The following is a 26,996-nucleotide window of genomic DNA, read 5'->3' as shown; positions in this document are numbered from 1 at the left end:
TTAATTTTGCTTAGGTAAGAAAAATGAAAATAGGTTTTTTAACCAGCTTTTTTGATCTTTATCTTCACCATTTATATGTTGATGAATAGCTGAAATTAAAGAAGTATTACTTTGTTCTACTTGGAAGTAAGCTTGTTGGTATTTTTCATTTTCTTGGTTAAGCGTAGTTTTATCATCAGCAAGAGCAAATGGGGTATTGGTCATAAGCTCAAAGACTTGGCTAATGTGCTGTGCTGAGAATATAGAAAAGTTTCCTGCAGCTATATCGGCAAGTACATCATCGCGTAAGACAAGGTTTTTACAGTTTATTTCAGGAATAATTACCCCTTGTTCACGAGTAAAACCACGCTTTTTACAAATATCATAGAAAGCTTCGATTTTTTGGTTTACGCCACCAATAGCTTGAAGTTGACCAAATTGATCCATACTTCCTGTAACCGCAAAGGCTTGGTTAACAGGAATTTTACCTAATGCCGAAGCTAAAGCAATAAAGCTACAAACTGTAGCACTATCGCCGTCAGTAGGTTCATAGAGTTGCTCGGTTACTATAGTAGCTGCAAACTCAAGTGAATCTTCAAAAAGAGATTTTAAGTAAGAAGTACTAATAATATTAGCTCTTCTTGCTAAGCCACCTGCAAGTTGGATTTCAGCATCCACATCAAAAGTAGAACCAGCATCACTTTGGGCTAAGCACGAAAGACGAAATACAAGACCTTGAGGATCTTTAGAGTATTCGCTTGCTTCGGCATAAGCTAAACCATTTGCCGTACCAACTTTAAAGCCTTGGGTATCAATTCTTTGATAACCATCAAGGACATAGTTTAAGAACATTTGGTATTGCGTATCTTGGCTTGCGTCTAGGCTTTGTAATACTTGTTCGAGCTTTTGCTCACTATTGCCAGCCCGAAGCATGAGGTAGTGTAAGCGATCTACTGACCAATAAACCTTATCAAGAGTCTCGTTAAGACGAAGTAATTGATAAAGGAGATTATTAAGATACTGTAAAGATAAAGTACCGCTCAGAGCAAAGAGGTGTTGTAAAGATACTAAACGACAAAGTAAAACTAAATACTGATAGCTATTGTCAGTAAGTTTAGCTTGTTGTTTGAGAAAATCTTGACGCACTTTTTCGAGATGCTCAAGTGGGTGTTTCCCTTCCTCGACAAGACTTTGCGAGTCAATACTAGTTGCTTGTTCTAATTTTTGCGCAACCTTGTCTTTTTGTAGACGTGCATTTTTAACTTGTTGGGCAATTAACTCAGTAGGTGAGTAATTAGGGTAACTAGCGGTATTACTTACTTGCTCAGTTTCTTTTTCTGGTGGTAAAGCAAAAGTGAGGTTATAGGCTATTTCGTCTAAAGTCTCTTGATCTAAGTCTGTATGTAAATAAGTACTTTGCTCATCTAGCTCTTGCTTTTTCTTATCTTTATAAAGATAATCTGGGAATTTATTTTCTTTCGAGCTTTCTACAATACTTTTAGTTTGAGCTAAAAATGCTTGTAAATAAGCTTGACGATTAATTTGCCCAGCCTGAGTTAAAAAGGATGTCTCACTGTAATGATAGCTATAGGCACCCAGAATTTGGTAAGGATCATAATCATCAAGAATACTATTGATTAGTTCTTGTTCAGCACTATTAAAGAGAATAATCAGTTTGGTGTTAGTTTCAACACTAATTGAACGTGACTTATGCATTAAGTCAATTTGTTCGGCTTGGGTTAGATTAAACTCTTGGTTAACTATTGCACTAATTAGCTCATGCGCCAACTCTACATCATTAAAGAGTTTTTGCGCTTGAACGATAATTACACTATTAGGGTGGGCAAGAATCCCAGGCGTATACTTAGAGTCTGGATCTTGTGCATCATAGCTACCAAAGATAGCCCCACGAGAAAAGTCGGTAAGTTCGATGCTACTAAAAATATTAGCTTCAATACGCTCTCTGGCAATATTTAAAGTAACTTTACTTTTATCTTTGGTCGTAGATAAAGAGTTTACTTCAATACGGGCAAGATTGTTTTTGTACTGCCAAACTTCTTCAGGGCTAAATGCTTGGTGGGCAAAAGCCGTTTTGCTCGCTTGATTGAGCATGTGTTTGAAAAAGCTTGCTTGCACATGGTGTAAGCTCGAATTTTGTTGTACAGCTAAAATAGGGGCTTTACCCGAGATAAAGTCGCCTAATTTTACTTCGAGGTTATCAAAAACCAGCCATTTAGCTAAAAAGTAATTGCGAATATAAGTTTGATCAAGTTGAGCTTGCTCATTTTCTCTTTTATATTTGAGAATCTCAATTAATTGTTGTTCATTATTAAAAGATTCGTGTTCTTTTAAAGAAATTTCTAGATCTAAATCTTGTAAAACTTTGGCTTTATTATTTACTTTATAAGTAAAAAACTCTCCTGCTAATAAGCTAAGGGAGTTGGTAAGTGATTTATTGCCAAGAAACGATAAAAGAGAAAGACTGGAAGCATCGAGACAGCGACTATAGTTATCAAGAATGAACTTAATATCGAGTTCGCTTGGAGTTAGTCTTTTTAACATTAAAATTAATTTCCTTCTTTAAATTTTCCGATTATAAGATAACGAAAATTTTCTGTCCTATTTTACCATATTTCTTTATTTACTAGTAAAAAAGACCGCCTTGTCTGTGTTATAATCAAAAGGCTAAATAACTAAAAAATTAAAAATTATTTATCAATTATGCGAGTATTTAAATCATTTTCAGAACTAAAAGCTTCTGATTTAAAAAAAGTCTTTGTTACCATAGGTAACTTTGATGGCTTACACTATGGACATAGATCTATTTTGCAAGCTTTAGAGAAGAAGGCAAAAGCAGTTAATGGGCAAACTTTATTAATTGTCTTTGAACCGCAACCTTTAGAGTTTTTTACAAAAAAGGTAGCACGCTTACTAACCTTACAAGATAAAATTAATGTTCTTGAAAAGTACAAGCTAGTAGATAATGTGCTGGTTTTAAACTTTGACGCTAATCTAGCAAATATGGAAGCAGATGACTTTGTGCAAGAGTTATGTCAAGCCGCACAAATAAACACTATTTTTATCGGTGATGATTTTCATTTTGGCAAAAACCGGAGTGGGAATTTAGCTCAACTTCAAGCTTTAGCGCCAAAATACGGTTATAAGGTTGAAGTAATTGAAACTATAACTAATGCCCAACAGCAACGGGTTAGTTCAACTTTAATCCGTAACCTTTTAGCTCAAGGTCAATTAGCTACGGCAAATAGCTTACTAGCTGAACCCTTTAGTTTTACTGGTCAAGTAGAAAAAGGACGTCAGTTAGCCCGCACTCTAGATGCTCCAACGGCTAATATACCTATTAATCGGGTCTTATCTCCATTACATGGAACCTACGCTTGTTTAGTTAAGGTGGAAGGAAAAGGAAAAATTTATCCAGGCGTTTGTAATATCGGCTTTAAACCTACAGTAAACTCAGATCAAGAACGTTGGCTGGTTGAAGTTCACATTCTTGATTTTGCCGAAGACCTCTATGGTAAAGAGTTAAAAATTACCCCTGTAGAGTTTATTAGAGCAGAGAAAAAATTTGCTTCGATAAATGAACTAAAAGCTCAAATTAACGCTGATATAGAGTATGTAAGAAATTTAAATCTATTACAACGTCTTGTAAAAGGTCAATTATTTACAAATTCTTAATTTTGCCATTGCGTTCAATTTGCATGCGTATTTATTTTTGTTATTCAAGGACTTGCTTGTATGTCTATTAAAGATTTTAGTATTAAAACATTGAACGCAGGGGGATTGGGTATTGTACTACCTTTAATTCCTTATGCAATTCTTGGCACTTTATTAAAACCATTAGCTGCTGACTACAGTGTAATTGCTTCCTTTTTAAAGTATAGCCAACAAATTCAGGGTGTAGCCCCAATTCTAATCGGTTTTTTGGTGGGTACATTTGTTGGGCTTAACCCTTTAAGAGCAGGGGTTGTAAGTTTTATTTCCTTTATCTCGGCAGCTAACTTAAGTGTAGCGAATTTATTTACGGCTTCAGGAGAAGCGGTGAGTGTTCTCCAACTCAGAGGTTTAGGCGACTTAGTTAACGCAATTTTTATGGCTGGAGTTAGTTCGGCTATAATTTTAAAAATGAATAATATCTTCCGTTCGTTAGAGATTATTTGTTTACCTATTTTCGGGGTAGCTCTTGCTTACATCGGGCGTGATTTCTCTCTTCCTGTTGTAAGTTATGTGACAACAGGTATTGCTGACGCAGTTGAATACTTTACGACTTTAAACCCAGTTCTTATGTCTTTATTAATTGGGGCGTCTTTTGCAATTATTATCATTTCTCCAGTATCTTCGGTAGTAATTGCTTTAGCAATTAAACTAAATGCGGTTAACTCAGGAATTGCTAACTTAGGTTGTTCGGCAACTATGATCAGTGTTTTAATCGGTTCGATCTTTGTAAATAAACCTGGTGTATCAATTACAGTAGGTTTAGGAATTGTTAAAATGCTTGTGGGTAACCTCTTAAAATACCCAATTCTTGCTTTACCTTTAGCTATTTCTGGTGCTCTATGTGGCTTAAGTGCATATTTATTAGATATCCACGGTACAGCCTTTGCAGCCGGATTTGGTTATAGTGGTTTAATTGGACCTCTAGCTGCTTATGAAAACTATATGGCAGCTCAAGTAATTACCAGTGGCGAAGCTATTATTCGTTTATTAATTGGTTATATTGCTATACCATTTGTAATTTGTTCTCTTGTGCACTTTATTTTCATTAAAATCTTCAAAATCTATACTTTTGAAATTGTAAGATTTACTCCTTTAGAGAATAAATAAGAATAAATAATAAATTAGAAAACTAACAAACCCAGCTTTTTTAAAAAAGCTGGGTTTGTTATATTTTTTTTATTTAAAAATTTTTGCTTCGGTAAAGATTTGGGTAAGTTTTTTCTCACCTGCTTCACTTAAAGTTAGTAAAGGTAATCTTTGATTTGGCGTTGCAATTAAGCCTAGTTGATGAGCAACCCATTTAGCCGGAGTTGGGTTAGGCTCAATAAATAAGCTTGCATGAAGTTTTTCGTATGGTCTATTTAATTCAAGTGCTTTAGCATAATCACCTTGCAGAGCAACATCAACAATTTCTGCCCATTCTCTCGCAATTACATTAGCACTTACTGATACTACGCCACTTGAACCTAAAGCAATAGCATCAAGAGCTGTACCGTCTTCACCTGATAAGTGAATGAAGTTTAAGTCTTTAGTGCGAGAAACAATTTGTCCTACACGATGGAGATCAGGATGTGCATCTTTGATAGCAATAACATTAGGTAATTGAGCTAAACGTACAATTGTATCAACATCTAATGAAGTAACAGTACGTCCTGGTACATTGTAAAGTACTTGAGGTAAATGGGTAGATTCCGCAATTGCTTTAAAGTGTTGGTATAAACCTTCTTGACTTGGTTTGTTATAGTAAGGAACCACGGTTAAGCAAGCGTCTACTCCTAGAGCTTCTACTTTTTTAGTATAAGCAATAGCTTTAGCAGTACAGTTTGAACCAGTACCAGCAATTACAGGTACACGTTTATTTGTAAACTCAACAACTTTAGCAATAACTTCTAAACTTTCTTCATCGCTTAGAGTAACAGCTTCACCAGTTGTCCCGCAAGCAACAATACCTTTAGTTCCAGATTGAATATGATATTCAACGAGATTTTTCAAACTTTGGTAATCTACATTGCCCTGATTATCTAATGGCGTAATAATTGCAACAATAGAACCACGTAAAATAGGATTTGACATTCTACTTTCCTTAAAAGATAATTATTTTTTCCATCCTACCCTGCCTTATTTTTTTGAAAAAATCTAAAAATAAGGTTCTTTGTTTTATTATACTAAATCTGTACTGATTTTATAACCTCTTTAAGATAATTTTTGCTATAATATAAGCAAGTGTATCATGAATAGGAATAATGGTTTTATGCAAGTAGTAGAAGTAAAACATCCATTAGTACAGCACAAATTAGGTTTAATGCGTGCAAAAGATATTAGTACTATGGAGTTCCGTACTTTAACACGTGAAGTTGGTTCATTATTAACATATGAAGCAACAAAAGATTTAGAGCTTGAAGAAGTTGAGATTTCAGGTTGGAATGGACCTGTAAAAGTTCAACGTATTAAAGGTAAAAAAGTAACAGTAGTACCAATTCTACGTGCAGGTTTAGGGATGATGGACGGCGTATTAGAGCACATTCCTTCAGCTCGTATCTCTGTAGTTGGTATTTACCGTGATGAAGAAACTTTAAAACCAGTTCCTTATTTTTCAAAATTAGCTGGTGACATTCAAGAACGTCTAGCTATCATTGTAGATCCAATGTTAGCTACTGGTGGTTCGTTAATTGAAACTATTAACCTTTTAAAATCTAAAGGTTGCACTTCTATCAAGTGCGTAGTTTTAGTAGCTGCACCAGAAGGTATTAAAGCTTTACAAGAAGCACATCCTGATGTTGAATTATACTGTGCATCAGTAGATGACCACTTAAACGAACATGGTTACATTATCCCTGGTTTAGGTGACGCAGGTGATAAAATCTTTGGAACCAAATAAAAAAATGGAGAGGCAAAACCTCTCCATTTTTTTATACTAAATTATAGCCGTATTCTCTTAAATACCAATCGAGATCATCAATGGTAATTACTGGATAATTGAATTTTTTCCCAAATTCAACTATTTCAGGAGCACGAGCCATAGTACCGTCATCCTTGGTAATTTCACAAATAACTGCTTCGTTACCTAAGCCTGCAAGACGAGTAATATCGATTGAAGCTTCAGTATGGCCTCTACGACCAAGCACGCCTTGTGGATTAGCAATTAAAGGGAATACATGTCCTGGGCGGTGTAGGTCTTCAGGTACTGCCCCTGGTTTAACTGCAGCGTGAATAGTAGTTACGCGATCGGCTGCCGAAACCCCTGTAGTTACTCCTTTAGCTGCTTCAATAGTAACAGTGAATGCAGTTTTATTTACTGAGGTGTTCTTTTCTACCATGTAAGGTAGTTCGAGCTTGTCTGCTAACTCTTGGCCAATACAAAGGCAAACAATTCCACTTCCGTAACGGATTAGGTGTGCCATTTGTTGGATATTAATAGTTTTTGCAGGAAAGATTAAATCCCCTTCGTTTTCACGATTTTCATCGTCAAGGATTAAAACCCCGCGATTATCTTGTAGGGCTTTTGCTGCTTGTTGGATACGACTTAAAGCAGTGCCTTCTAATTTAAAATTCTGTGTCATATGACAATTGCTCACTATATAATAATCTTTGTCGTGTACATTATAACACAATGCAAAAATAATTGCGCATGCAAAAAAAGCTAGAGGTATAAACCCCTAGCTTTTTTGTTTTGAGATATTTTACGCTTTAACTTAAAGAAGAGAACATTTCTGAAACAGATTCTTCGTTGTTAATACGACGAATAGCTTCTGCTAAAGTACCAGCTAAGCTTAATACTTCAACTTTACCTAAAGCTTCAACTTCTTTTCTAAGTGGAATTGAGTCAGTTACTACCACTTTTTCTAATAAGTCTGATGCGATTTTTTCTACTGCATTACCTGAGAAAATACCGTGTGAAGCGTAAGCAAATACGCGTCTTGCACCACGATCTTTTAAGGCTTTAGCAGCATTTACTAAAGTACCACCTGTATCGATAATATCATCGATTAAGATACAGTCACGATCTTTAACATCACCAATTACGTTCATTACTTGAGAAACGTTTGGAGCTGGACGACGTTTATCAATAATAGCAATTTCTGAATCATTGTATAAACGAGCCATAGCACGTGCACGTACAACCCCACCAATATCTGGAGAAACGATAATTGGATTTACTAAGTCAGAAGTGTTGTGGAGGTGTTCAACTAATAAATCTGTAGCATAGATGTTATCTACAGGAATGTCGAAAAAGCCTTGAATTTGTTCAGCATGTAGGTCAACAGTTAATACGCGATCTACACCAGCAACTTGTAATAAGTCAGAAACTAAACGTGCGGTAATTGGTACACGTTGTGAACGTACACGACGGTCTTGACGTGCATAGCCAAAGTAAGGAATAACCGCAGTAATACGACCAGCTGAAGCACGACGAAGTGCATCAACCATACATAATACTTCCATTAGATGATCATTTGCAGGAGAACATGTTGATTGAATTAAGAATACTTCATCACCACGTACATTTTCATGTAATTGTACATGAACTTCGCCATCACTAAACTTATCTAAAGTTGCTTCTGCTATTTTAGAATAAAGGCGTTTTGAAACTTTTTCTGCTAGTTCGCGTGTAGCATTACCAGCAAAAAGCTTAATATTAGCCATTGTAAAAGACCTCAAAAGTGGGAGATTGGTTTGCTTTGTGTTTTTATATTATAACTTAAAGACCTAGTGATTTTGAAAATATTTTCTTACCTTTGCAGAAAAAATTGTTAGATTTTAGAGTAGTTGTTTTATAATTACAAGTTGTTAAATATTATCTTTGCTTTGGACATAGCCATGAAAAAGTCTAATAGTCTTTTAAAAACTGGATTAATCTTTTCTAGTTTTACTTTATTTTCACGAATTCTGGGCTTTATTCGTGATATGGTTACCGCTAACCTACTAGGTTCGGCTTCCGATGTATTTGTTTTTGCCCAAAGAATTCCTAATCTTTTTCGCCGTTTATTTGCCGAAGGTTCTTTTTCTCAAGCTTTTGTGCCAATTCTTTCTAAGTACTATACCGAAGAAGACCAAAGTAAAATGAAAGCTCTAATTGCAAGTGCTTTTGGTTGGCTTTCGCTTATTACTTTGTCAATTACCATAATTGGGGTGCTAGGAAGCGGTTGGTTTACTATAGCCTTGGCTAATGGTTGGTATCAAGATTATTTGCAAGGTACAAGTGATAAATTTGTCCAAGCTTCCTTTTTACTAAAAATAACCTTTCCATATTTATTTTTTGTTTCTTTAGTTGCTCTTTCGGGAGCTATATTAAATGTGGTAGGTAAGGTTGCGCTATTTTCTTTTACCCCAGCTTTACTTAATGTAAGTTTAATAGTTTGTGCTTTAGTATTACCGCAATATTTAGGTGGCGATGTTAACCTAGCTCTAGCTTTAGGAACCTTTATCGGTGGCGTTATCCAACTTGCGATTCAAATTCCTTTTCTCTATCGGATTGGTTTTTTAGTAAAACCTAGCTTACGTTTTACCTCAGGCTTAAAAACCATGTTTAAAAACATGGTGCCAGCTCTAATAGGAGCTTCTGGTTCGCAACTAAATATGCTGGTAAACACTATAGTAGCTTCATTTTTTGCTGCTGGAGCTATGAGTTGGTTATACTATGCCGAGCGTTTAATTGAGCTTCCGTTAGGTATTTTTGGCGTAGCTATTTCAACTATCCTCTTACCTACTTTGTCGCGTAAAGTAAAACTTTTAAAAGAAGATAACTCCCAAGCTAATCAGGCTGGCTTTAATGCAGCTATGGATTGGGGCGTGCGGATGATTTTCTTAATCTCTTTACCTGCAAGTGTATTTTTAATTTTCTTAAGTAGCTATATTATTGATCTACTCTTTTTCCATGGTCGTTTTACTTTACACGATTTGAGTATGACCAATATAGCCTTAATCTGTTTTAGTTTAGCTATTTTACCTTCAATGCTCACTAAAACTTTAAATAATGGCTTTTATGCTCATGAGAATACAAAAACTCCTATGTATGTTAGTCTGTTTACTATAGGGGTAAATATAATTCTCAATCTAATTGCCTTAAAAATTAACTTCTGGTTCTTAGCTCTTTCTACGTCGATAGCTTCTTTACTAAATATGGTAATTATTTATTATCTCTTAGGCAAAAAAGGTTACTATCATTTTGGTAAATTAGCTTGGTTAACTTTAGGACGAGCTATAGGGGCAACTTTAGGACTAGCCTTAGTGCTTTATTATCTTCCAGTAGCTTATCAAGAATGGATGCACTATACTCTGTGGGCAAAAATTCTCACTTTAGCTCTTTATGGTCTAAGTGGGGTTATAGTTTATGGAGTAATTCTCTTTATTTTAGGCTTTAGAATTAAGCACTTAAAATATGTTGAAATTATTGATAAGGTTGCCAGTCGATAAATCAACACTTTAAACAAATAAAATTGGTATAATAAACGAGCTTTAGTAAACTTTACTTAAGCTCTTTTTATTTCTCATTTCCTAAACAATCCTTAATATTTTATGCAATTAAATCCTCAACAACAGCAAGCGGTAGAGACGATCAAAGGACCGTGTCTGGTTATTGCTGGAGCAGGTTCAGGGAAAACTAGGGTAATTATTAATAAAATAAAAAACCTAATAAAAAATGGTATTCCTGAACAAAATATTTATGCTGTAACCTTTACCAACAAGGCAGCTGCCGAAATGCGCGAGCGTTTAAAAGCCGATCTTAAATCAAATGCCAAAGTAAATATCAGTACTTTCCATACTTTAGGTTTAGATTTTGTTAAACGCGAATACAAGCGTCTTAATTTAAAAGAAAGAGTAATTCTCAGTGACCCTCATGATCAACGCGTTTTACTGCGAGATTTAATTCTCCATACTAATTTGCAAGGGGTGCTTGATGAACAAATTTCTTTGGTAATGAACTTTATTTCTACGGCCAAAAATAAATTAATGCTCCCAGGTGACTTACCTGAAAATCCGCTTGAGTTTTCTAAAAATCCTGACTTTATCCAAAATTATCAAATCTATAGTAAGCTTTATCACTACTACTTTACCTATATGCAAAGTATTTCGACTTTAGATTTTGATGATTTAATTTTATTACCTACAACCTTATTAAAATACAATCGTAAAGTAAGAGAAAAATATAACAAACGTGTGCAGTATTTACTCGTAGATGAGTATCAAGATACTAATACGAGTCAGTATGAGTTTGTCAAATTATTAGTAGGAGAAAATCCTAACTTTACGGTGGTAGGTGATGATGACCAAAGTATTTACTCTTGGCGTGGAGCCCAACCAGAAAACCTTGTTCGTTTACAACAAGACTTTCCGAACTTGCAAGTAATTTTCCTAGAACAAAATTATCGTTCGACCGAAAATATATTAGAGGCAGCCAATAAGCTCATTGCTAATAATCCCCATGTTTATCAAAAACAATTAAAATCTGTACATGGTAAAGGCGAGCTCATCAAAGTAGTTGCCCATGAAAATCCTGAAGAGGAAGCTTTTTATGTGGTTAATAGTATTTTAAGTCACAAGTTTGAGCATAATACCAAGTTTGGTGACTATGCCGTACTTTATCGTGGTAACCATCAATCGCGCTTATTAGAAAAAGAATTTGCTGAAAATGATGTCCCTATAGTTATTAACGGGGATACTTCTTTCTTTGAAAAAGCAGAAATTAAAGATTGTGTTGCCTATTTAAGACTTTTAAGCAACTTTGACGATGATAAAGCGCTAATGCGGGTTATAAATGTACCAAGAAGGGAAATTGGTTCGAAAACGGTAACGGCAATTGGTGAAGTGGCTAAACTCTACAATTGTAGTTTCTTTGACGCTTGTTTTCATGAAGATCTATTGACGCGAGTAAATGGGCGAGCTTTATTTCAACTGCAAGAGTTTTTGGAGCTGATTACGCACACTGCCGAGAGAATAAATGAAAATAATGATTTTCTGGCTTTAAAACAATTTTTTGATGAGTTAGATTACGAGCAATTTCTCTACGAGCAAAGCGACAATAAAAAAGTAGTTGAAACGCAAATGAAAAATATCGAGAATCTACTCGATATGGTAAGAAGATGGATGTCAGATTCTTATTATGAACCTATGACTCTGAGCGAAGTGGTACAGAGATTATTTTTACGTGAGCTTTCGGCAAGTAAAGCCAAAGACGACACAGATAACTTTGTGCAACTTATGACCATTCATGCTTCCAAGGGATTAGAGTTTCCTTATGTACACATTATAGGTTGTGAAGAAGAAACTATTCCTCATAAAAACAGTATTGAAGAAGACAATATTGAGGAAGAAAGACGTTTAATGTACGTAGGGATTACGCGAGCTCAAAAAGAGCTTACCTTAAACTATTCTCTGCAAGCTAAACGTGCCCAAGAGGTGCAAGATCTTGAGGTTTCGCGCTTTATCGGTGAATTACCTGAAGAGGTGCTTGAGGTAAATGAAGCAGTTGCGCAAAGAGCAAGTACTAAGAAAAAAGAACAGGATGCAAAAAATTACGACAGTCTTATTGCTCATATTAATAAGAGTCGAGTCGATAACTCTAAATTTAATGACATTTACTATGACGATGATTATGAACCTTTAGAATAATGGTTTGCAGTTAATTGTGATTTTTGTTAAAATATTTTCAGTAAGTGTTGTTAAAAAATTAGTTCTTTATGGTGTCTCTTTTTTCTAAAGGAGACGTAAGTTCTAAATTTTTATAAAAAGCCTCGTCAGAGGTGTTAATTTAACTTTATGTCAGCAGCTAATTTCAAAAAAGGCGATATTAATTTCACTAATGATAACGTTCGTGTTCACAAAATCCGTGACATGTTATCGCCAGTATCAATTATTGAACGTTTCCCACTTTCAAAAGCAGGGGTAGATCGTGTTGCTAAAACACGTTTAGAAGTATCAGAAATTTTACATGGTAAAGATGATCGTTTACTAGTAGTAATTGGACCTTGTTCAATTCACGATGTAAAAGCTGCACGTGAATATGCAGAAAGACTAAAAGGTCAAATTGAAAAATATCGTGACCAATTATGTATTGTAATGCGTGTTTACTTCGAAAAGCCTCGTACAACTGTTGGTTGGAAAGGTTTAATTAATGACCCTTATTTAAACCATACATTCCAAATTAACGAAGGTATTGCTTTAGGGCGTCAAATTTTAGTTGAAATTAATGAACTGGGCGTTCCTACGGCTGGGGAATTCTTAGATACTATGTCTCCACAGTACATTGCCGACTTAATGTCATGGGGTGCTATTGGAGCTCGTACTACAGAATCTCAACTTCACCGTGAATTAGCTTCAGGTTTATCTTGTCCAATTGGTTTTAAAAATGCTACTAATGGATCTGTACAAATTGCTGTAGATGCTATGGTATCTGCATCTTATCCACATACGTTCCTAGGTATTACCAAATTTGGTCAAGTGGCAATTATCGAAACTACTGGTAACAAAGACGTACATGTTATTCTGCGCGGTGGTTCTAATGGTCCTAACTATGATGCTGCCTCTGTAGCAAACGTAGTAGAAAAATTAGAAAAAACTCCATTCACTACATCAGTAATGGTTGACTGTTCACACGCTAACTCAGAAAAAGACTATCGTCGTCAAAGCCAAGTATGTGAAAATATTTCAGAACAAATTAAATCAGGCTCATACAGTATTAACGGCGTTATGATTGAATCTCACCTAGTAGAAGGTAGACAAGATCTTAAAGACGATAATATTGATCAGCTAACTTACGGACAATCGATTACCGATGGTTGTGTAGGTTGGGAAACTACTGAACAACTTTTAGCTATGTTAGCTAATGCAGTACAAACTCGCCGTGACAACTTTCCACGTAAGTAATATAGACTGCAAAGAAATCCTTCGAACTTTATCAAAAGCTCGAAGGATTTTTTTCATAGAGCGAGGTGGTAGACCTCCTTTTTTTATGTCTAAAAATTAACAAGAGCACCAATATTTTTGCTTTGTTGAATTTAATTCAAGATCATTTGTAATTTTAGCTAGTTTATCTCCGATTTTGCTAAGGATATAATAAGGCACATAACACAAAGGTATAAGACAACGCCTATATTTTTAGTAACAATCACAATAGGAAATCAATTAGTTATGAAAAATTTTACATTTGTAAATCCAACTCGTATTGAATTTGGTAAAGATAAAGAAAACAACATTGGCCAATATATGGCTGAGTTTGGTGTAAAAAAAGCTCTGATCATTTATGGTTCAGAACGCATTAAAAAAGACGGTCTGTTTGATCGTGTAGTAAAAAGCCTCGAAGAAAACAATATTGCCTACGCTCAAATAGGTGGAGTAAAATCTAATCCAGTACTCACTAAAACTAGAGAAATAATTACGTTTGCCCGTCAAGAAAATGTAGATGCTGTGCTTGCTGTAGGTGGCGGTTCGGTACTGGATACCGCAAAAGTTGTAGCTGCGGGTGTTAAATATGACGGTGACGTATGGGATTTCTTTTCAGGTACCCCGATTACGCAAGCTTTAGATATTTTCTCTATTATTACTTTAGCTGCTACAGGCTCGGAAATGAATACTGGAGCGGTGATTACAAAAGAAGATACTGAAGAAAAATTCTTTGTGATGAACCCTGCTTTATTCCCTAAACTATCAGTAATTAACCCTGAATTACAAAACAGCGTAAGTAAAGAATACTTAGTTTACTCAGCAGCTGATATACTAACTCACTCGCTCGAAGCTTACTTAACGGTTAAAGATCGTCCTGAGCTAATCAACCTTTTAGTTGAAGCTAACATTAAAACTATTATTCGTACCACAAATGCTTTATTAGCTAACCCTAATGACACAGAAGCACGTGGTGAGTTTGCTTGGGCAGCTACTCTTGCCTTAAATGGTACAACTTTAATTGGTTTTGAAGGGGCTTCTTATCCGAGCCATATGATCGGTCAAGCTATGTCAGCCGTAAATGATATTGCCCACGGAGCAAGTTTATCAATTGTTGTACCTGCTTGGATGCAATGGTATAAAGAGCAAAATCCAGACCAATTTAAACGTTTTGCTCAAGAGATTTTTGCTAAGGATACAGCCGAGGAAGGTATTGCAGCCTTAAAAGATTGGTATAACCAAATAGGTACACCAACTACTTTAAGCCAAGGTAATATTGATGACGCAACCCTTGAACATGTTCTAAAAGTTCTTGAGCGTGATACGTATAGTTGGGGCTTAAATGAAATCTATACTCCTGCAGTATTAAGAGAAATTCTTAGTTACGCAAAATAAATAGCCAAATAAAAAAATCAAAGGCATATGTCTTTGATGTTTTTTATGGGAAAAAATAAAATTTGTTATATAATACACTAGCTTTTTTTACAATAATTAATTGAGTTTTTCATGTCAGAGAACACAAATTACAATTATTCTTATCTCGACCGGGAAGCAATTCGGAAAAAGATGGTAGAGCTTTTAGAAGAGTCTGATGTTGAACAAATTAATCAACGTCGACGTCAACTCATGGAAACTGAGTTAGAAAAACTAAAAGAAGATACTGTTCTTTTAACCAAGGCTAATGCTGCCCCAAGTGTTGCTAAGGAAATAGATCATGAGTTAGAACAAGTAAGTCATGTTCTGTCCCCAAAAAATAACTTAGAAGAATTAGATCATTTACATAAAAAATACCTGCAAGGTTTACTACCAAAACAAAGTTTGGTAATTATTATTTTCGCTTTAACCTCGATGCTCTTACCATTTTGCATCGATATGTATTTAAGTGCTTTCCCTGCAATGGCACGAGAGTATAGTGTAGACATTAGTCGAATTGAGTTTTCTCTTTCCATTTACTTTATAGGTATTGCTTTAGGGCAACTTTTATGGGGACCTTTATCAGATTCGATAGGGAGAAAGGGAATAACCTGTGTGGCTTTTATCTGTGTCTTAATAAGTTCGGTTATTATTGCCAATATTGATGACCTGACCACTTTATTCGCTTTAAGATTTGCCCAAGGCTTTTTCTGTGCAGCTATTCTTGTTACTTCAACATCCATTCTAAGAGATATCTACGAAACCGTAGACTTTGTTCGTATTAATGGTATTGTAACTTTAATTTTCTTCGCTGCTCCTTTCTTAGCTCCATTAGTAGGTGCTTATATCGCCGTAGCTAGCTCATGGCATTATATTTTCTATAGTATTGCCTTAATGTCGCTAATTTGCTTTGTGTTATTTATTAAATACATTCCTGAAACTTTAAATCCTGCATTTAAACGTAAGGTAAACTTTAAGCAAACTTTTAAAGTGTTTACGCAAGTATTAGGTGACGGACGTTCGTTCTGGTTAATAATTCTTATGTCTTGTTCTACTTGTGTAATTTTTGCTTATGTATCTATGGCGTCGGGAGTATTCCAAGGCTTTTATGGCATTAGCGAAAGCATGTTCCCATATATTTTTGTTTTAAGTGTTATAACCCAAGTATTGTTTAATATTTTTAACACTAAGATGGTTAAATATATGGCTCCAGCTAAGCTCTTATTAATCGGTATGTGCTGGCAACTCTTTTCGGGTATTTTCTGTATTCTAGCTTCGTTATTAGATACAGGCTTTTACGGAATTTTAATTGGGGTTATTTTAGCTATGTCAGCGAGCCCATTAATTTTCCTTAACAGTATTGCCCTTTACCTCGAAATTCACTATCGTCAATCAGGTACAGCTTCGAGTTTAGTAAATATTTCCCGTTGGATTCTTCCTGGAATAGTTACTGCAATTACGCAAAATATTGATCCTTATCGTGGCTATACTATGTTAATGGCGATGGGAATTTTCTCAATTTTAATTTTTATGAGCTTTATTTTCTATAACCTATGTAACAAGGTTTATCTCAAAAAAGAACAAGCTCAAGCTTAAGAAAAAAAGAGTATCACTAAAAAAGTGGTACTCTTTTTTTGTTATAATGGTAAGGTCAAATAGTATTTTTTTATAAAGTTAGTTATGAGTCTCAAACATATATTTGTTATCCATAGTCCTATTACCAGTTTAGTGGCTAAGTTAATTACTTTGCAATTAAAATTAGATGTGGAAGATGTAGTAGTTGTTTGTCGGCAAAATATTTTACAGCATGCAAAAAAATTCTTCCTGCTGCCAAAATAATTGTTGCAGATAATCTAATAAGTAACACTACTCGTGAACGTGGACATGATAGTTCAGTTTTAAAAAAGGTCTTAGCTTCGCGCTTACTAAGTCAGTTAATTCAGTCAGCATTTAACCGCAATGATACTAAAAGTGCATTCAAGCCTATAGATCGTCATAAGTTAGATAATTACAACGACGAGCATAAACCAGAAAATATTAAATATATTGCTTATGTTCCTCACCTAGCTGATTATCTTTGTAATCTAGTGGTAAGATTACCTAATTGCGTGCAAGTTAATTACTTTGAAGAAGGTACTTTAAACTATATTAATGTCGAGTATCAAAATACTGAGTTAACCGCAAGAATGGAAAAGGCGTTAGAAATTACGCCCGAATTAAAATACTCAAGTACAGGCATTAATTTCTATCGTCAGTTTACTTCTTTTCATTTAAAAGACTTTGCCAATGATCATCCTTATTTAAATGATAAAGACTCTCTGTTTTATGGTTTAACTAAGTTTAGTTATCCATATGAATCTAGAGCAGGAGATAAGTTAATTGTTTTAGATACAGATTTGCTTAAAGGAGAAATAGATGAGCATAAACTTGTAGAGAAGAAAAAACAAGCTTATCTCAAACATCCTGAACTCGGAGACCCACAAGCTCAAGTTTTAAATGTAATTGTTTTTGAGGGGATTGGGGATACATTAGATGGTAGCAAGTTCTATGATTATTGTACTGAGTTAGTGCAACAAGTAATTGCCCGTGGGATAAAATATGCCCAGTACAAGTTTCACCCTTTAAGTCCAGCTCAAGTTAGAGAAAAATTACGGGAAAAACTAGTTCAATTACCAATTATTTTAGATGAGTTAGATGATAGTGTTTCACTAGAACTGGAGTGTGTAAACATGCCACATGGTAGTTTAGTGCTACACGGAATTCAATCATCTTCTTTACTCTATGCTAAAGTTTTTGGACAAGATTCAATATGTTATAATCATATTTTAGCTCATGATCCTAAGACACAGCAGTATCGTGAAGCCTTTTCTTTTAAGATCGAAGAAATTCTTACTAAATTACAATAGCCATAAAAAAAAAGGACCTACTTAATGTAGATCCTTTTTTTGTTTTTTGTTGATTAGTCAACGATTAAAACACGTGCACAGTTAGTTGAACCTAAAGTCTCAGCATCACCTGAAGTTACAATAACTTTATCACCTTTGCTGAATAAACCTTTATCACGTAACATATTAATTGCAGCACGAATACCTTCGTTAGAACGAGTGTTACCATCAAAGAAGTAAGGGTAAACACCACGGTATAGCGCACAAGTACGTAATACAGTTTGGTTTTTAGATAAAGCGTAAATTGGTAATGAAGAGTTTACACGAGATGTTAGTAACGCAGTACGACCTGAAGAAGTCATAGTGATAATACCTTTAACACCTGGTAAGTGGTTACCTAAGTGCGCTGCTGAAATCGCAATAGATTCTTCAATTGAAGTAAATTCACTTTCAATTACGTTTGTAGTTGAAACTGAAGGTAGTTTTTCCGCACCTAGTGCAACTTCTACCATAGTTTTAACTGTTTCTGCTGGGAAGTCACCTGCAGCTGTTTCAGCTGATGTCATCACCGCATCTGTACCATCAATGATAGCATTTGCCACGTCCATTACTTCAGCACGAGTAGGGAATGGGTTTTTAATCATTGATTCCATCATTTGTGTTGCAGTGATAATTACTTTACCATGAGCACGGCAACGTTCGATTAATAATTTTTGTACTGCTGGTAATTCAGCATCACCAATTTCAACCGCTAAGTCACCACGAGCAACCATGATTACGTCAGAAGCTTTAATTACATCATCCATAGCTTCAATAGATTCTACAGCTTCAGCACGTTCTACTTTAGCAACGATTTTAGCGTATAAACCAGCTTCTTCAGCTAAACCACGAGCTAGATCTAAGTCAGCACCTGTACGTGGGAAAGATACTGCTAAGTATTCAACACCAATACGTGCAGCTAGTTTAATATCTTCACGGTCTTTAGCTGTTAATGCAGGAGCTGTTAAACCACCACCTTTTTTGTTGATACCTTTGTTGTTTGATAAAGGACCAGCAACGATAACAGTTGTTTGAACACGGATACCGTCAGTAGCGTCTACTACTAATTGAACGTAACCGTCGTTTAATAATAAAATGTCACCTGGTTGTACGTCTTTTGGTAATTCTTTATAGTCAATACCTACTGCTTCTTGAGTACCTTCACCGCGACCTAAAGTAGCATCTAGGATGAATTTATCACCAACGTTTAAGAAGATTTTTTTGTCATCTTTGAAAGTAGACACACGAATTTTAGGACCTTGTAAGTCACCTAAGATAGCAACTTCACGACCTAATTTTTTCGCAATAGAACGAACACGTTCAGCACGTTCAATATGTTCTTCTGGTGAACCATGGCTAAAGTTCATACGAACCACATTAGCACCAGCTGCGATGATTTTTTCTAAATTGTCACCTGCATCTGTTGATGGACCCATAGTACATACGATTTTTGTACGGCGTCTTCTAATCTCAGACATTATTATTCTCCAATTGAAATAGCTTGAAGTCTAAAAAAGTTTTTCCAATTCTAATTAAATTAATTAAAATTGTTTACTAAAACTAGCACATTAAGCGACTTCAAAGTAAAACTTAATGTAAGCGTCTAATTTTTATTTTTAGTATGTCGAATTCACAAAGGAAAAGCTAAACTTGTCAACTAATTTATCGTTTTTAAAGTAGTTAAATCCAAACTTTTCAGTGCATATTTTACCACAGTAAGAGAAGATTTATATAATTTTTTTTCGGATTTTCTTCCCGTATAACCTAGGTTTTACAATTTATTTTAATTTTGATAATTATGCAGATCTAAGGACAAGAACAAAAAAGAAAAATAAGAATTTTTTCTTTAAACTTGATTAGTGAGATAGGTTTTTTGTCCGCTAAATTTTTTCTCTTTGCCTCAGAATTTAATAAAATGTAAAAATTTGTTAAGTGATGCGATAATTTAGCCTATATTTAACACTTATTTAACAAAATTAAAACATATAGAGGAGCTAATTTAACAAAGATGAAAAAAGATTAATGGGCAAAATTTTTTGTGAGGCTAATTTAGGCTATAATATATAGCAATAAAATACATTTTTTAAGTGAGGAATTTATGATTGTAATTGTAATGCGTCATGGTGAAGCCCAAGGTTGTCATACTTTAGCTGGAGATAGATATCGCCAGTTATCACCTAATGGAATAAAACAAGCCCAAGAAGCTGCAAAAGCAATTATGGCAAATCCTGACTTAAAAGTAGTGCAAGTTCTGGCTTCAAATTATGATCGAGCTGCCCAAACTGGGGCTCAAGTAGCCGAACTCACGCAAGGAGAATTATCTTTAACACCAGACTTATCAATCTCTGGTGAAGATTTACATAGTCTTGCCCTTAAGTTAGGCGAACTCGAAGCCGTATTAAAAGAAAATGAAGCGGTGGTTCTAGTTTCGCATATTCCAATTGTTTATGACTTAGTGGAATTAGCTTTAGGTAAAACTTTTGCTTTTCCGTTTTACACGGCAAGTTATGTAGTGATAGATTATAGTAAGAAAAAAGTTATAGAAACAAGCAATGACGCAAAAGATAGATTTTAGTGGGCAATCTCTCGAGGGGATTGAGGATTCTCACGTTTATGTACCTGATACCCAAAGTGACTATCGTTCATATCACACGGGTAAATCAATTAAGACAATTAAAAACCCTAACCCATTAATTCAAACGCAAATAACTAATATAGTTAACCTTCCAGCCTTTTGTACTGCAACAGGAAATCCAGGTAAAGGATCTTACTTAAAAATTAGTTATCCTGCTCATAATAAAATGCTCGAAGTTTTTACTTTTGAAAAGTATATCAATAGTTTTATCGGGCATAAAATAGTGCGTGATGTAGAGTTTTTAGCTCAAGAAATTGCGGTAGAAGCTGCTATTGCTTTAGACTCACCTTTACATTTAGAAGCAGAGTTTGTTTTAGTTGGCTTTAAATACGGGCAAAGTGTTAAAGTAGAACTCGAAATCACTGAACAGGTGCTACAAGTTTATAAAGGGCAATATCGAGAAAAATATCTTGCCTTTTTAGACAAAGGGGAAGTAAAAGAAAGCGAAGACAAAACTACGTTCCTTGAACGTGTAGCTGCGCAAACGCAAGAGCCTGCCCAATGTCCGATAAAAGGAAAAGAACAAGCTCAAGCAGACTCCCAAAAGCCAGAGCCTGCTCAATGTCCTGTAAAAGGAAAAGAACAAGCTCAAGCAGCTTCCCAAAAGCCAGAGGAAAAGCAAAATCCTCAGGCACAAGGAGAATACTCTGACGAGCAAACTTGTCCATTTGTAACACGCGAACAAGCCCGTCCAGGTGCTACTTGCCCTGTTACAGGGAAAAAATATGAATAAAAAAAAGGGTCTTAACTTGCGTTAAGATCCTTTAATTTACTCAGTAATATTTTTGATACGAAGTTCTTTGGGTACTTGGAAGTAAACATCTTCTTCTAAACCTGTAAGATTGCTTACTTTATTAACCCCATTATCTTTGAGAAAATTAATTAACTCTTGCACTAAAATATCTGGTGCCGAAGCCCCTGCGGTTATACCGATTTTATTTACTCCAGCTAACCAATCTAATTGTACATCTTTTTTGTCATCAATTAGATAGCTTTTAGTGCCAAGACGATTGCCTAACTCTGCTAAGCGAGAAGAGTTAGAAGAGTTTTTTGAACCAACAACAAAGAGTATATCTACTTGTACGGCTAGATCGCGTACGGCATTTTGTCGGTTGGTAGTAGCGTAACAAATATCATTTTTTCTTGGTCCTTCGATATTTGGATACTTAGCTTTTAGAGCCTCAATAACTTCTTTAGTGTCATCTAAAGAAAGAGTAGTTTGCGTCATATAGGTTAGAGGTTGCCCATCAACAAAATCTAGTTTGGCAACATCATCTACTGACTCCACGAGTACCATTTTAGAGCTATCTGAGACATATTGTCCCATAGTCCCAATTACTTCCGGGTGTCCTTGGTGACCTATAAGAATTGCATTTACGCCTTTACGAGCCGCTCGGCTTACTTGCATATGTACTTTAGTTACTAAAGGGCAAGTTGCATCAAAAACTGTAAGTTTACGTTGTCTTGCTTCTTGGCGTACTTTTTGTGATACCCCGTGCGCCGAAAATATAACTATGCTATCGTCAGGAACTTCATCAAGCTCTTCAACAAAAATAGCTCCACGACTGCGTAAATCATCAACTACGTAGCGATTATGAACAACTTCATGACGCACGTAAATAGGTTGATCAAAATTTTCTAAGGCAAGGTTTACAATAGAAATAGCTCGATCAACACCGGCACAAAAACCTCTTGGATTTGCTAATATAATTTCCATTACAATTAGTTAATATAGATATATAATATTAAAAGTAGTATTTTTTCCTGTTCTATATTTTACAACATATTTGTTCAACTGTTAAAAGTAAATTATAGATCCTTCCGACCAAATAAGAATCGTTATTACTTTAAGGAGATTCAATGAAATTTTTCCATGTTCAGAATCTTAATCACGCTTTTGCTCAGCGACCAACTCTAAACGAATTTCTGCAACTATTAGTAGCTTTTCAAGCTAAAGTGCAACCCCAAAAGCAAACCTTATACTTTGCTGACTTTTTTGCCCAAGTAGAAAAAGAAATTCCTCAGCACAAATTATCAGCACAACTAAAATCTTTAATTGCTTTAGAGCAAGATGATTTAGAACAAGGAAATATAAATCACCTCGTTAACAAAGTAATATTTAATGAGTTCGAGAGTGCTCCTTTAAACTTAACGCGCAGTGAGTTTCATGAGCATACCTATGATATTCATTTAGTTTTTTCAGGCAAAGAGCAATATATTTATCAACTTGGTAGCCTAGAGGCAAATACCCAGCTAGAAAAAGATCCAGTTGAAGCGCATGATACTATCTTTGCTTATAATTTACCTTACTTAAAAACTACTTACTTAAATGCGCACGAAGGAATTATTATCTCTCCAGGGATAGCTCATTTTGCGGGCTTTGCAGTTTTAGCCCCTGAGGTAGTAAAAAAATGTGTGGTAAAAGTAGACGCACGTTACGCAAAATTATTAGAATTAGCGTAAAACTGAAAAAGAGGAGCCAAGGCTCCTCTTTTTTCGGTTTATGCTTCAAATTTGAAGTATTCGTTATTGTACAGTTTTAATACGCGTGTACATACAAAGTGAATAATGTATCCCACAGTAAATGGAATAACTAAGTATGCTAGGACAATATATAATAATTTAAATGAAGAGTCCATCAGCGCGTAAGCTTTTAATGGTCCGATTAAAGAAATGTAACCGAAACCAGCAGAAGCTGTATCTCCGATAATACCAAAGAAAGCAACAAAAATACCATTAATTGCTGCTAGAACAAACATTGGTAAGAAGAGATATGGACGCATAATTAACTTAGGTAACATCATTTTGATTGTACCGAAGAAAATTGCAACTGGAACACCAATACGGTTCGCTTTAAAGCTTGCAATAATTAAGAAAGTTGCAGCTGAAGCCACACCAATATTTGCAGCACCAGAAGAAAGTCCATTCACTTCAGTAATAAGTGCTAATGCAACAGATGATAATGGTGATGATACTGCAAAACAGAAAGTAATTGCAAGTAAAGGACACATGATGTATGGTTGTAATTCTGTAAAGTAACGAATTAACTCACCGAGGTATTTAGTAACAGCACCCACATAAGGTCCCATGATGTAACCTAGGTAGCCTACACCAACCCCAACAACAATAGGTTGTAATAAAAGAGTTAGAGACCCGAATTTATTTTTAATAAATAAAGTGAGTAAGGCTGCAATAGAAGTAGCAGCTAGAACATTAAGAATGTCCCCAATTCCTTTAACCACAAAGCCTGCAGCAATAGTTTTAGTAGTTTCTACTCCGTCAACTAAAACAGTTAAGGTTTGAGCAGGAACAAATTGAACGTTACCTGCAGCTATGTAAGCTACTAAACTTAAACAAGCTGATTGGAAAGGATTGAATTTAAAGTTAAGGCCAATTAAAAAGCCAATTAATGGCGCCGTTGCAAACTGAATTGCAGTTGCAACAAATTGCAAGCCTCGAGCAATTGCAGACTCTTCAGCAAATGCAGAAAGTAAACCGCCGATTACCGCATTTGAAATCAGGGCGGCCACAATACCTATGGCCATCCCGTTTAGTACATTCAGAGTGAATTGCTTCGCTGTTAATTTATTATTATTTTGCTCTGACATTTGATACCAAAGTGATTATTTAACAAAAGTATATGGAATCCCTTGCACTTTTTCTCTTCCGTGAATAAAACGTGTAATTAATTCACAGTAAGGAGCCCACTGACCCGCAGCTTTTAATTTACGAGCTACATATCCATTTAAGTAATCAACTTCGGTTGGACGTTGGTTGGCTACTAGATCTTGCCACATTGAAGGGTAGTGATCAACCCCTGCAAATGAAGGAGTTAAGAATGAGTATCCCCATTCAGTAAATTGATCTACATCGAAATGTACACCTTCTAACGCAGCTGCAGCGGCAAATTCAGTAATGATTTGGCGTACAATCTCTTTTGAATCGTCCATTTGTCCTTGTTGACGCATGTTCATATTTAAAAGAGCACATACGGTATTAGTCATTCCATTTAAGCAAGCCTTGCGCCATGTAGAAAAGGCAATGTCTTCTGAATAAGTTGCAGGCATTGTACTATCATTAAACGCTTTAATAACAGCTTTGCACGCTTGTTCTTCATTAGGATCGATATTTTTAATTTCAGTATTTGAGTGAGATGAAAGTAAAAATTCACCTGGTCCTAATAATTTTGCAGTACAAACGGTAACACCCATTAAAATGTGTTTATCATCAAAATGTTTACGTAAAGTTTCAAGGTGACCTAAACCATTTAATAAGCATAATACTTTAGTATTTTCTTTTACTAAATGTTTTACATCTGCAATCATATCTTCAAGTTGCATTGACTTAGTGAAAAATAACACTAAGTCAAAGTCACCTGAAACCTCTGAAGGGTGATACATTTTTAACGGAGAATCTTCTTTTTTATCCACATCCGTGATTTTTAGACCACGAGCTTTAACCGCAGCAAGATTCTCTTCCCATTTATCACAAAGAGTAACATCGTTACCACCTTTATGTAAAACATGTCCAAAGGTAGCACCCATAGCACCAGCACCGGCAACTAAAATCTTCATACTATTATACCTCAATTATTCTGCATCACAAACTTCAACTAACCAACCGTGTTTGTCTTCACCTTTACCTAGTTGGAGGTTTGTTAATTCTTCGTATAATGAACGAGTATATTCGCCTGTTTCACCACCATTGATTGAAACTTCTTCTAATTGACCTGTTTCATGGTTTTGACGAACAAGAGTACCTACTGGAGTAACTACTGCAGCTGTACCTGTACAGAACATTTCTTCTAATTCACCGTTTTGTGCTTGTTTAAATAGTTCATTTACATCTAAACGAGCTTCGTGTACTTTTTCACCACGGTCTCTTAATAATTGTAACATTGAGTCACGAGTAACACCAGGTAAGATTGAACCAGTTAATGCTGGAGTGTAGAATTCACCATTGATTTTGAAGAATACGTTCATAGCACCACCTTCTTCAACATAACGGTGTTCTTTAGCATCTAACCATAGACATTGTTGACAGCCAAATTCTTGTGCTTTTAATTGACCTTTTAATGAAGCTGCGTAGTTACCTGCTGTTTTAGCAAAACCGATACCACCTACAGCTGCACGAACATATTCGTCTTCAACATATAAACGCATAGGTTGTAAGCCACCAGTGAAGTAAGCACCAGATGGAGAAGCCATAACAAGGTATGTTACTTTCTTAGCTGGGTGTACACCTAAGCTTGCTTCTGAGTTGAACATTAAAGGACGTAAGTATAATGAAGTACCTGGAGTGGTTGGAACCCAGCTACGATCTACAGTAACGAATTCTTTTAATGCTTCTAGAGCAAATTCTTCGTCTAATTTAGGTAAACATACACGATCTGCTGAGTTGTTTAAACGTTCGAAGTTTTTCTGAGGACGGAAGAGGTAAACTTTACCACCATTGTTATAAGCTTTTAAACCTTCAAAGATTGCTTGACCATAGTGTAAAGCACCGCAAGATGGGTCTAATTGTAATGCATTATATGGCACAACGCGGGCATCATGCCAACCGTTTTCTTCATCCCAATCCATAAGGAAAAGGTGATCTGTGAATACTGTACCAAAACCTAATTTATCTTCTGGAACTTTTTCTTTAGGATTTTGAGTTAATTCAACACGAACTTTAGCATTTGTCATTTTAGTTACTCCGATAGAAATATAATTGGCGTTTTAATATAAAAGATTATAAAAATAATCTTAAAAGTAACACTTGTATAGTGTAAACAGTTTCTCCAATTCTTGCAAGATATTTTTAAGAATATTTTGCATTTGGAAAAAAATCAATCAAACAAACATAAGTAATAGTTCAAAAGCACTGAACTTTGATAAAATTATCAACCACTGTGGTGGAGACAACTTTATATGCTTAGAATAGCAATTATTAATGTCTAAGAGTTAGCTTACTAAAATGAAAAATAAGGTGAAATAACTTAGGGTTTGCCTACAATAAAATCTTTAAAGAAGAAAACAAAGGACCAAAACAATAATTTTAGTGCAGGAAACAAAGATATAAAGGGAAATGAAAAGAGGAAGGATAAGTGTGACGTTAAACTTTAGATGTTATTTATTAGTAACTTAATGCCTTCTTCAAGTCAATCTTAGAACTTAAATTTCTTTTAGTATGCGTAACTCTCGGTTGAGTTAGGTTAAAAGAAATTAAGCTAAAACTCAACTTGAAGTTACAAAATAATAATGACATTAATAATGTTGCTAATAATAATCATATTTAGTTTCTCGTTTATATATAATTTTGGGTGATAAGTGAAGAAAGATATTTTGATTTTTTATTATCTTTCTGAGTATGAATCCATTGTAACCAATAAAAAAAATAAAATCAATATATTTTTTTTCTTAATTTAAAATAAGTTTATAAAAGTTTGATTT

21 protein-coding genes are annotated in these 26,996 nt (G+C 35.1%); 12 read left to right on the top strand and 9 right to left on the bottom strand.

The genetic code is table 11. The features are described 5' to 3' along the window. On the bottom strand, window positions 1-2,541 hold the full coding sequence (locus CJP74_RS05200; protein WP_119497221.1) for a S16 family serine protease: 2,541 nt from the start codon (window positions 2,539-2,541) through the stop codon (window positions 1-3). Between the two features lie 159 nt (window positions 2,542-2,700). Here CJP74_RS05200 and ribF point away from each other — a divergent pair, with 159 nt between their 5' ends. Continuing rightward, window positions 2,701-3,672 carry a riboflavin biosynthesis protein RibF gene (ribF, locus tag CJP74_RS05195; RefSeq protein WP_119497220.1) on the top strand — a complete coding sequence of 324 codons (972 nt, stop codon included), beginning with the start codon at window positions 2,701-2,703 and terminating at the stop codon, window positions 3,670-3,672. Window positions 3,673-3,732: 60 nt separating this feature from the next. Further along, window positions 3,733-4,818, top strand: a complete 1,086-nt coding sequence (locus CJP74_RS05190; RefSeq protein ID WP_119497219.1) for a PTS sugar transporter subunit IIC — start codon at window positions 3,733-3,735, stop codon at window positions 4,816-4,818. A 69-nt stretch (window positions 4,819-4,887) separates the two neighbouring features. Here the strand turns inward: CJP74_RS05190 and dapA are convergent, their stop codons facing one another. Beyond that, a complete protein-coding gene (gene dapA / locus CJP74_RS05185) occupies window positions 4,888-5,784 on the bottom strand; it encodes a 4-hydroxy-tetrahydrodipicolinate synthase (RefSeq protein ID WP_119497218.1) in 897 nt (298 codons plus the stop codon). A gap of 178 nt (window positions 5,785-5,962) precedes the next feature. Between dapA and upp the strand changes: the two genes are divergently transcribed. Beyond that, window positions 5,963-6,589 carry a uracil phosphoribosyltransferase gene (upp, locus tag CJP74_RS05180; protein ID WP_119497217.1) on the top strand — a complete coding sequence of 209 codons (627 nt, stop codon included), beginning with the start codon at window positions 5,963-5,965 and terminating at the stop codon, window positions 6,587-6,589. A gap of 31 nt (window positions 6,590-6,620) precedes the next feature. Here upp and ribB read toward each other — a convergent pair whose 3' ends face one another. Together ribB and CJP74_RS05170 are read right to left on the bottom strand one after the other, a co-directional pair. After that, window positions 6,621-7,271 (bottom strand): 3,4-dihydroxy-2-butanone-4-phosphate synthase, encoded by a 651-nt coding sequence (gene ribB, locus CJP74_RS05175; protein ID WP_119497216.1) that lies wholly within the window; start codon window positions 7,269-7,271, stop codon window positions 6,621-6,623. Between the two features lie 127 nt (window positions 7,272-7,398). Further along, the gene (locus CJP74_RS05170) at window positions 7,399-8,355 is read right to left on the bottom strand and encodes a ribose-phosphate pyrophosphokinase (RefSeq protein WP_119497215.1); all 957 of its coding nucleotides are present in this window, start codon (window positions 8,353-8,355) and stop codon (window positions 7,399-7,401) included. A 174-nt stretch (window positions 8,356-8,529) separates the two neighbouring features. On the opposite strand from CJP74_RS05170, the gene murJ reads away from it, so the two are divergent. From murJ to CJP74_RS05140, 6 genes are all read left to right on the top strand, one after another. After that, window positions 8,530-10,125, top strand: coding sequence for a murein biosynthesis integral membrane protein MurJ (gene murJ, locus CJP74_RS05165; protein WP_119497214.1), 1,596 nt, complete (start codon window positions 8,530-8,532; stop codon window positions 10,123-10,125). 102 nt (window positions 10,126-10,227) lie between these two features. Further along, window positions 10,228-12,321, top strand: a complete 2,094-nt coding sequence (locus CJP74_RS05160; RefSeq protein WP_119497213.1) for a UvrD-helicase domain-containing protein — start codon at window positions 10,228-10,230, stop codon at window positions 12,319-12,321. 147 nt (window positions 12,322-12,468) lie between these two features. Beyond that, entirely contained in the window at window positions 12,469-13,575 is a 1,107-nt protein-coding gene (locus CJP74_RS05155; RefSeq protein ID WP_282432513.1) for a 3-deoxy-7-phosphoheptulonate synthase, read from the top strand. 264 nt (window positions 13,576-13,839) lie between these two features. Further along, window positions 13,840-14,985, top strand: coding sequence for an iron-containing alcohol dehydrogenase (locus CJP74_RS05150; protein ID WP_119497212.1), 1,146 nt, complete (start codon window positions 13,840-13,842; stop codon window positions 14,983-14,985). 111 nt (window positions 14,986-15,096) lie between these two features. Further along, entirely contained in the window at window positions 15,097-16,599 is a 1,503-nt protein-coding gene (locus CJP74_RS05145) for a Bcr/CflA family efflux MFS transporter (RefSeq protein WP_119497211.1), read from the top strand. 188 nt (window positions 16,600-16,787) lie between these two features. Beyond that, a complete protein-coding gene (locus tag CJP74_RS05140) occupies window positions 16,788-17,909 on the top strand; it encodes a hypothetical protein (RefSeq protein WP_119497210.1) in 1,122 nt (373 codons plus the stop codon). A 53-nt stretch (window positions 17,910-17,962) separates the two neighbouring features. On the opposite strand, the gene pyk is transcribed toward CJP74_RS05140, so the two are convergent. Beyond that, window positions 17,963-19,405: a pyruvate kinase gene (gene pyk / locus CJP74_RS05135; RefSeq protein ID WP_119497209.1), complete on the bottom strand. Its 1,443-nt coding sequence runs from the start codon at window positions 19,403-19,405 to the stop codon at window positions 17,963-17,965. A gap of 620 nt (window positions 19,406-20,025) precedes the next feature. On the opposite strand from pyk, the gene CJP74_RS05130 reads away from it, so the two are divergent. Both CJP74_RS05130 and CJP74_RS05125 read left to right on the top strand, forming a co-directional pair. Continuing rightward, window positions 20,026-20,502, top strand: a complete 477-nt coding sequence (locus tag CJP74_RS05130) for a SixA phosphatase family protein (protein ID WP_119497208.1) — start codon at window positions 20,026-20,028, stop codon at window positions 20,500-20,502. Further along, window positions 20,480-21,295 (top strand): hypothetical protein, encoded by an 816-nt coding sequence (locus CJP74_RS05125; protein ID WP_119497207.1) that lies wholly within the window; start codon window positions 20,480-20,482, stop codon window positions 21,293-21,295. Before CJP74_RS05130 ends, CJP74_RS05125 begins: the two co-directional genes overlap by 23 nt. 36 nt (window positions 21,296-21,331) lie before the next feature. Here CJP74_RS05125 and ispH read toward each other — a convergent pair whose 3' ends face one another. After that, window positions 21,332-22,279 carry a 4-hydroxy-3-methylbut-2-enyl diphosphate reductase gene (ispH, locus tag CJP74_RS05120; protein WP_119497206.1) on the bottom strand — a complete coding sequence of 316 codons (948 nt, stop codon included), beginning with the start codon at window positions 22,277-22,279 and terminating at the stop codon, window positions 21,332-21,334. Window positions 22,280-22,422: 143 nt separating this feature from the next. Between ispH and CJP74_RS05115 the strand changes: the two genes are divergently transcribed. Further along, window positions 22,423-23,025, top strand: coding sequence for a YhcH/YjgK/YiaL family protein (locus tag CJP74_RS05115; RefSeq protein ID WP_119497205.1), 603 nt, complete (start codon window positions 22,423-22,425; stop codon window positions 23,023-23,025). Window positions 23,026-23,063: 38 nt separating this feature from the next. Here CJP74_RS05115 and CJP74_RS05110 read toward each other — a convergent pair whose 3' ends face one another. The 3 genes from CJP74_RS05110 to CJP74_RS05100 are packed head-to-tail and all read right to left on the bottom strand — an operon-like array spanning window position 23,064 to window position 26,249. Beyond that, window positions 23,064-24,170 carry a PTS sugar transporter subunit IIC gene (locus CJP74_RS05110; RefSeq protein WP_119497204.1) on the bottom strand — a complete coding sequence of 369 codons (1,107 nt, stop codon included), beginning with the start codon at window positions 24,168-24,170 and terminating at the stop codon, window positions 23,064-23,066. Between the two features lie 15 nt (window positions 24,171-24,185). Beyond that, window positions 24,186-25,136, bottom strand: coding sequence for a ketopantoate reductase family protein (locus CJP74_RS05105; RefSeq protein WP_119497203.1), 951 nt, complete (start codon window positions 25,134-25,136; stop codon window positions 24,186-24,188). 15 nt (window positions 25,137-25,151) lie between these two features. After that, window positions 25,152-26,249, bottom strand: coding sequence for a branched-chain amino acid aminotransferase (locus tag CJP74_RS05100; protein WP_119497202.1), 1,098 nt, complete (start codon window positions 26,247-26,249; stop codon window positions 25,152-25,154). Window positions 26,250-26,996: the final 747 nt, after the last annotated feature.

This window comes from Psittacicella melopsittaci (genome assembly GCF_003585925.1).
GTDB lineage: Bacteria > Pseudomonadota > Gammaproteobacteria > Enterobacterales > Psittacicellaceae > Psittacicella > Psittacicella melopsittaci.
The sequence above is the reverse complement of the archived record's forward strand: the minus strand, read 5'-3'. Positions and strand labels throughout refer to the sequence as shown.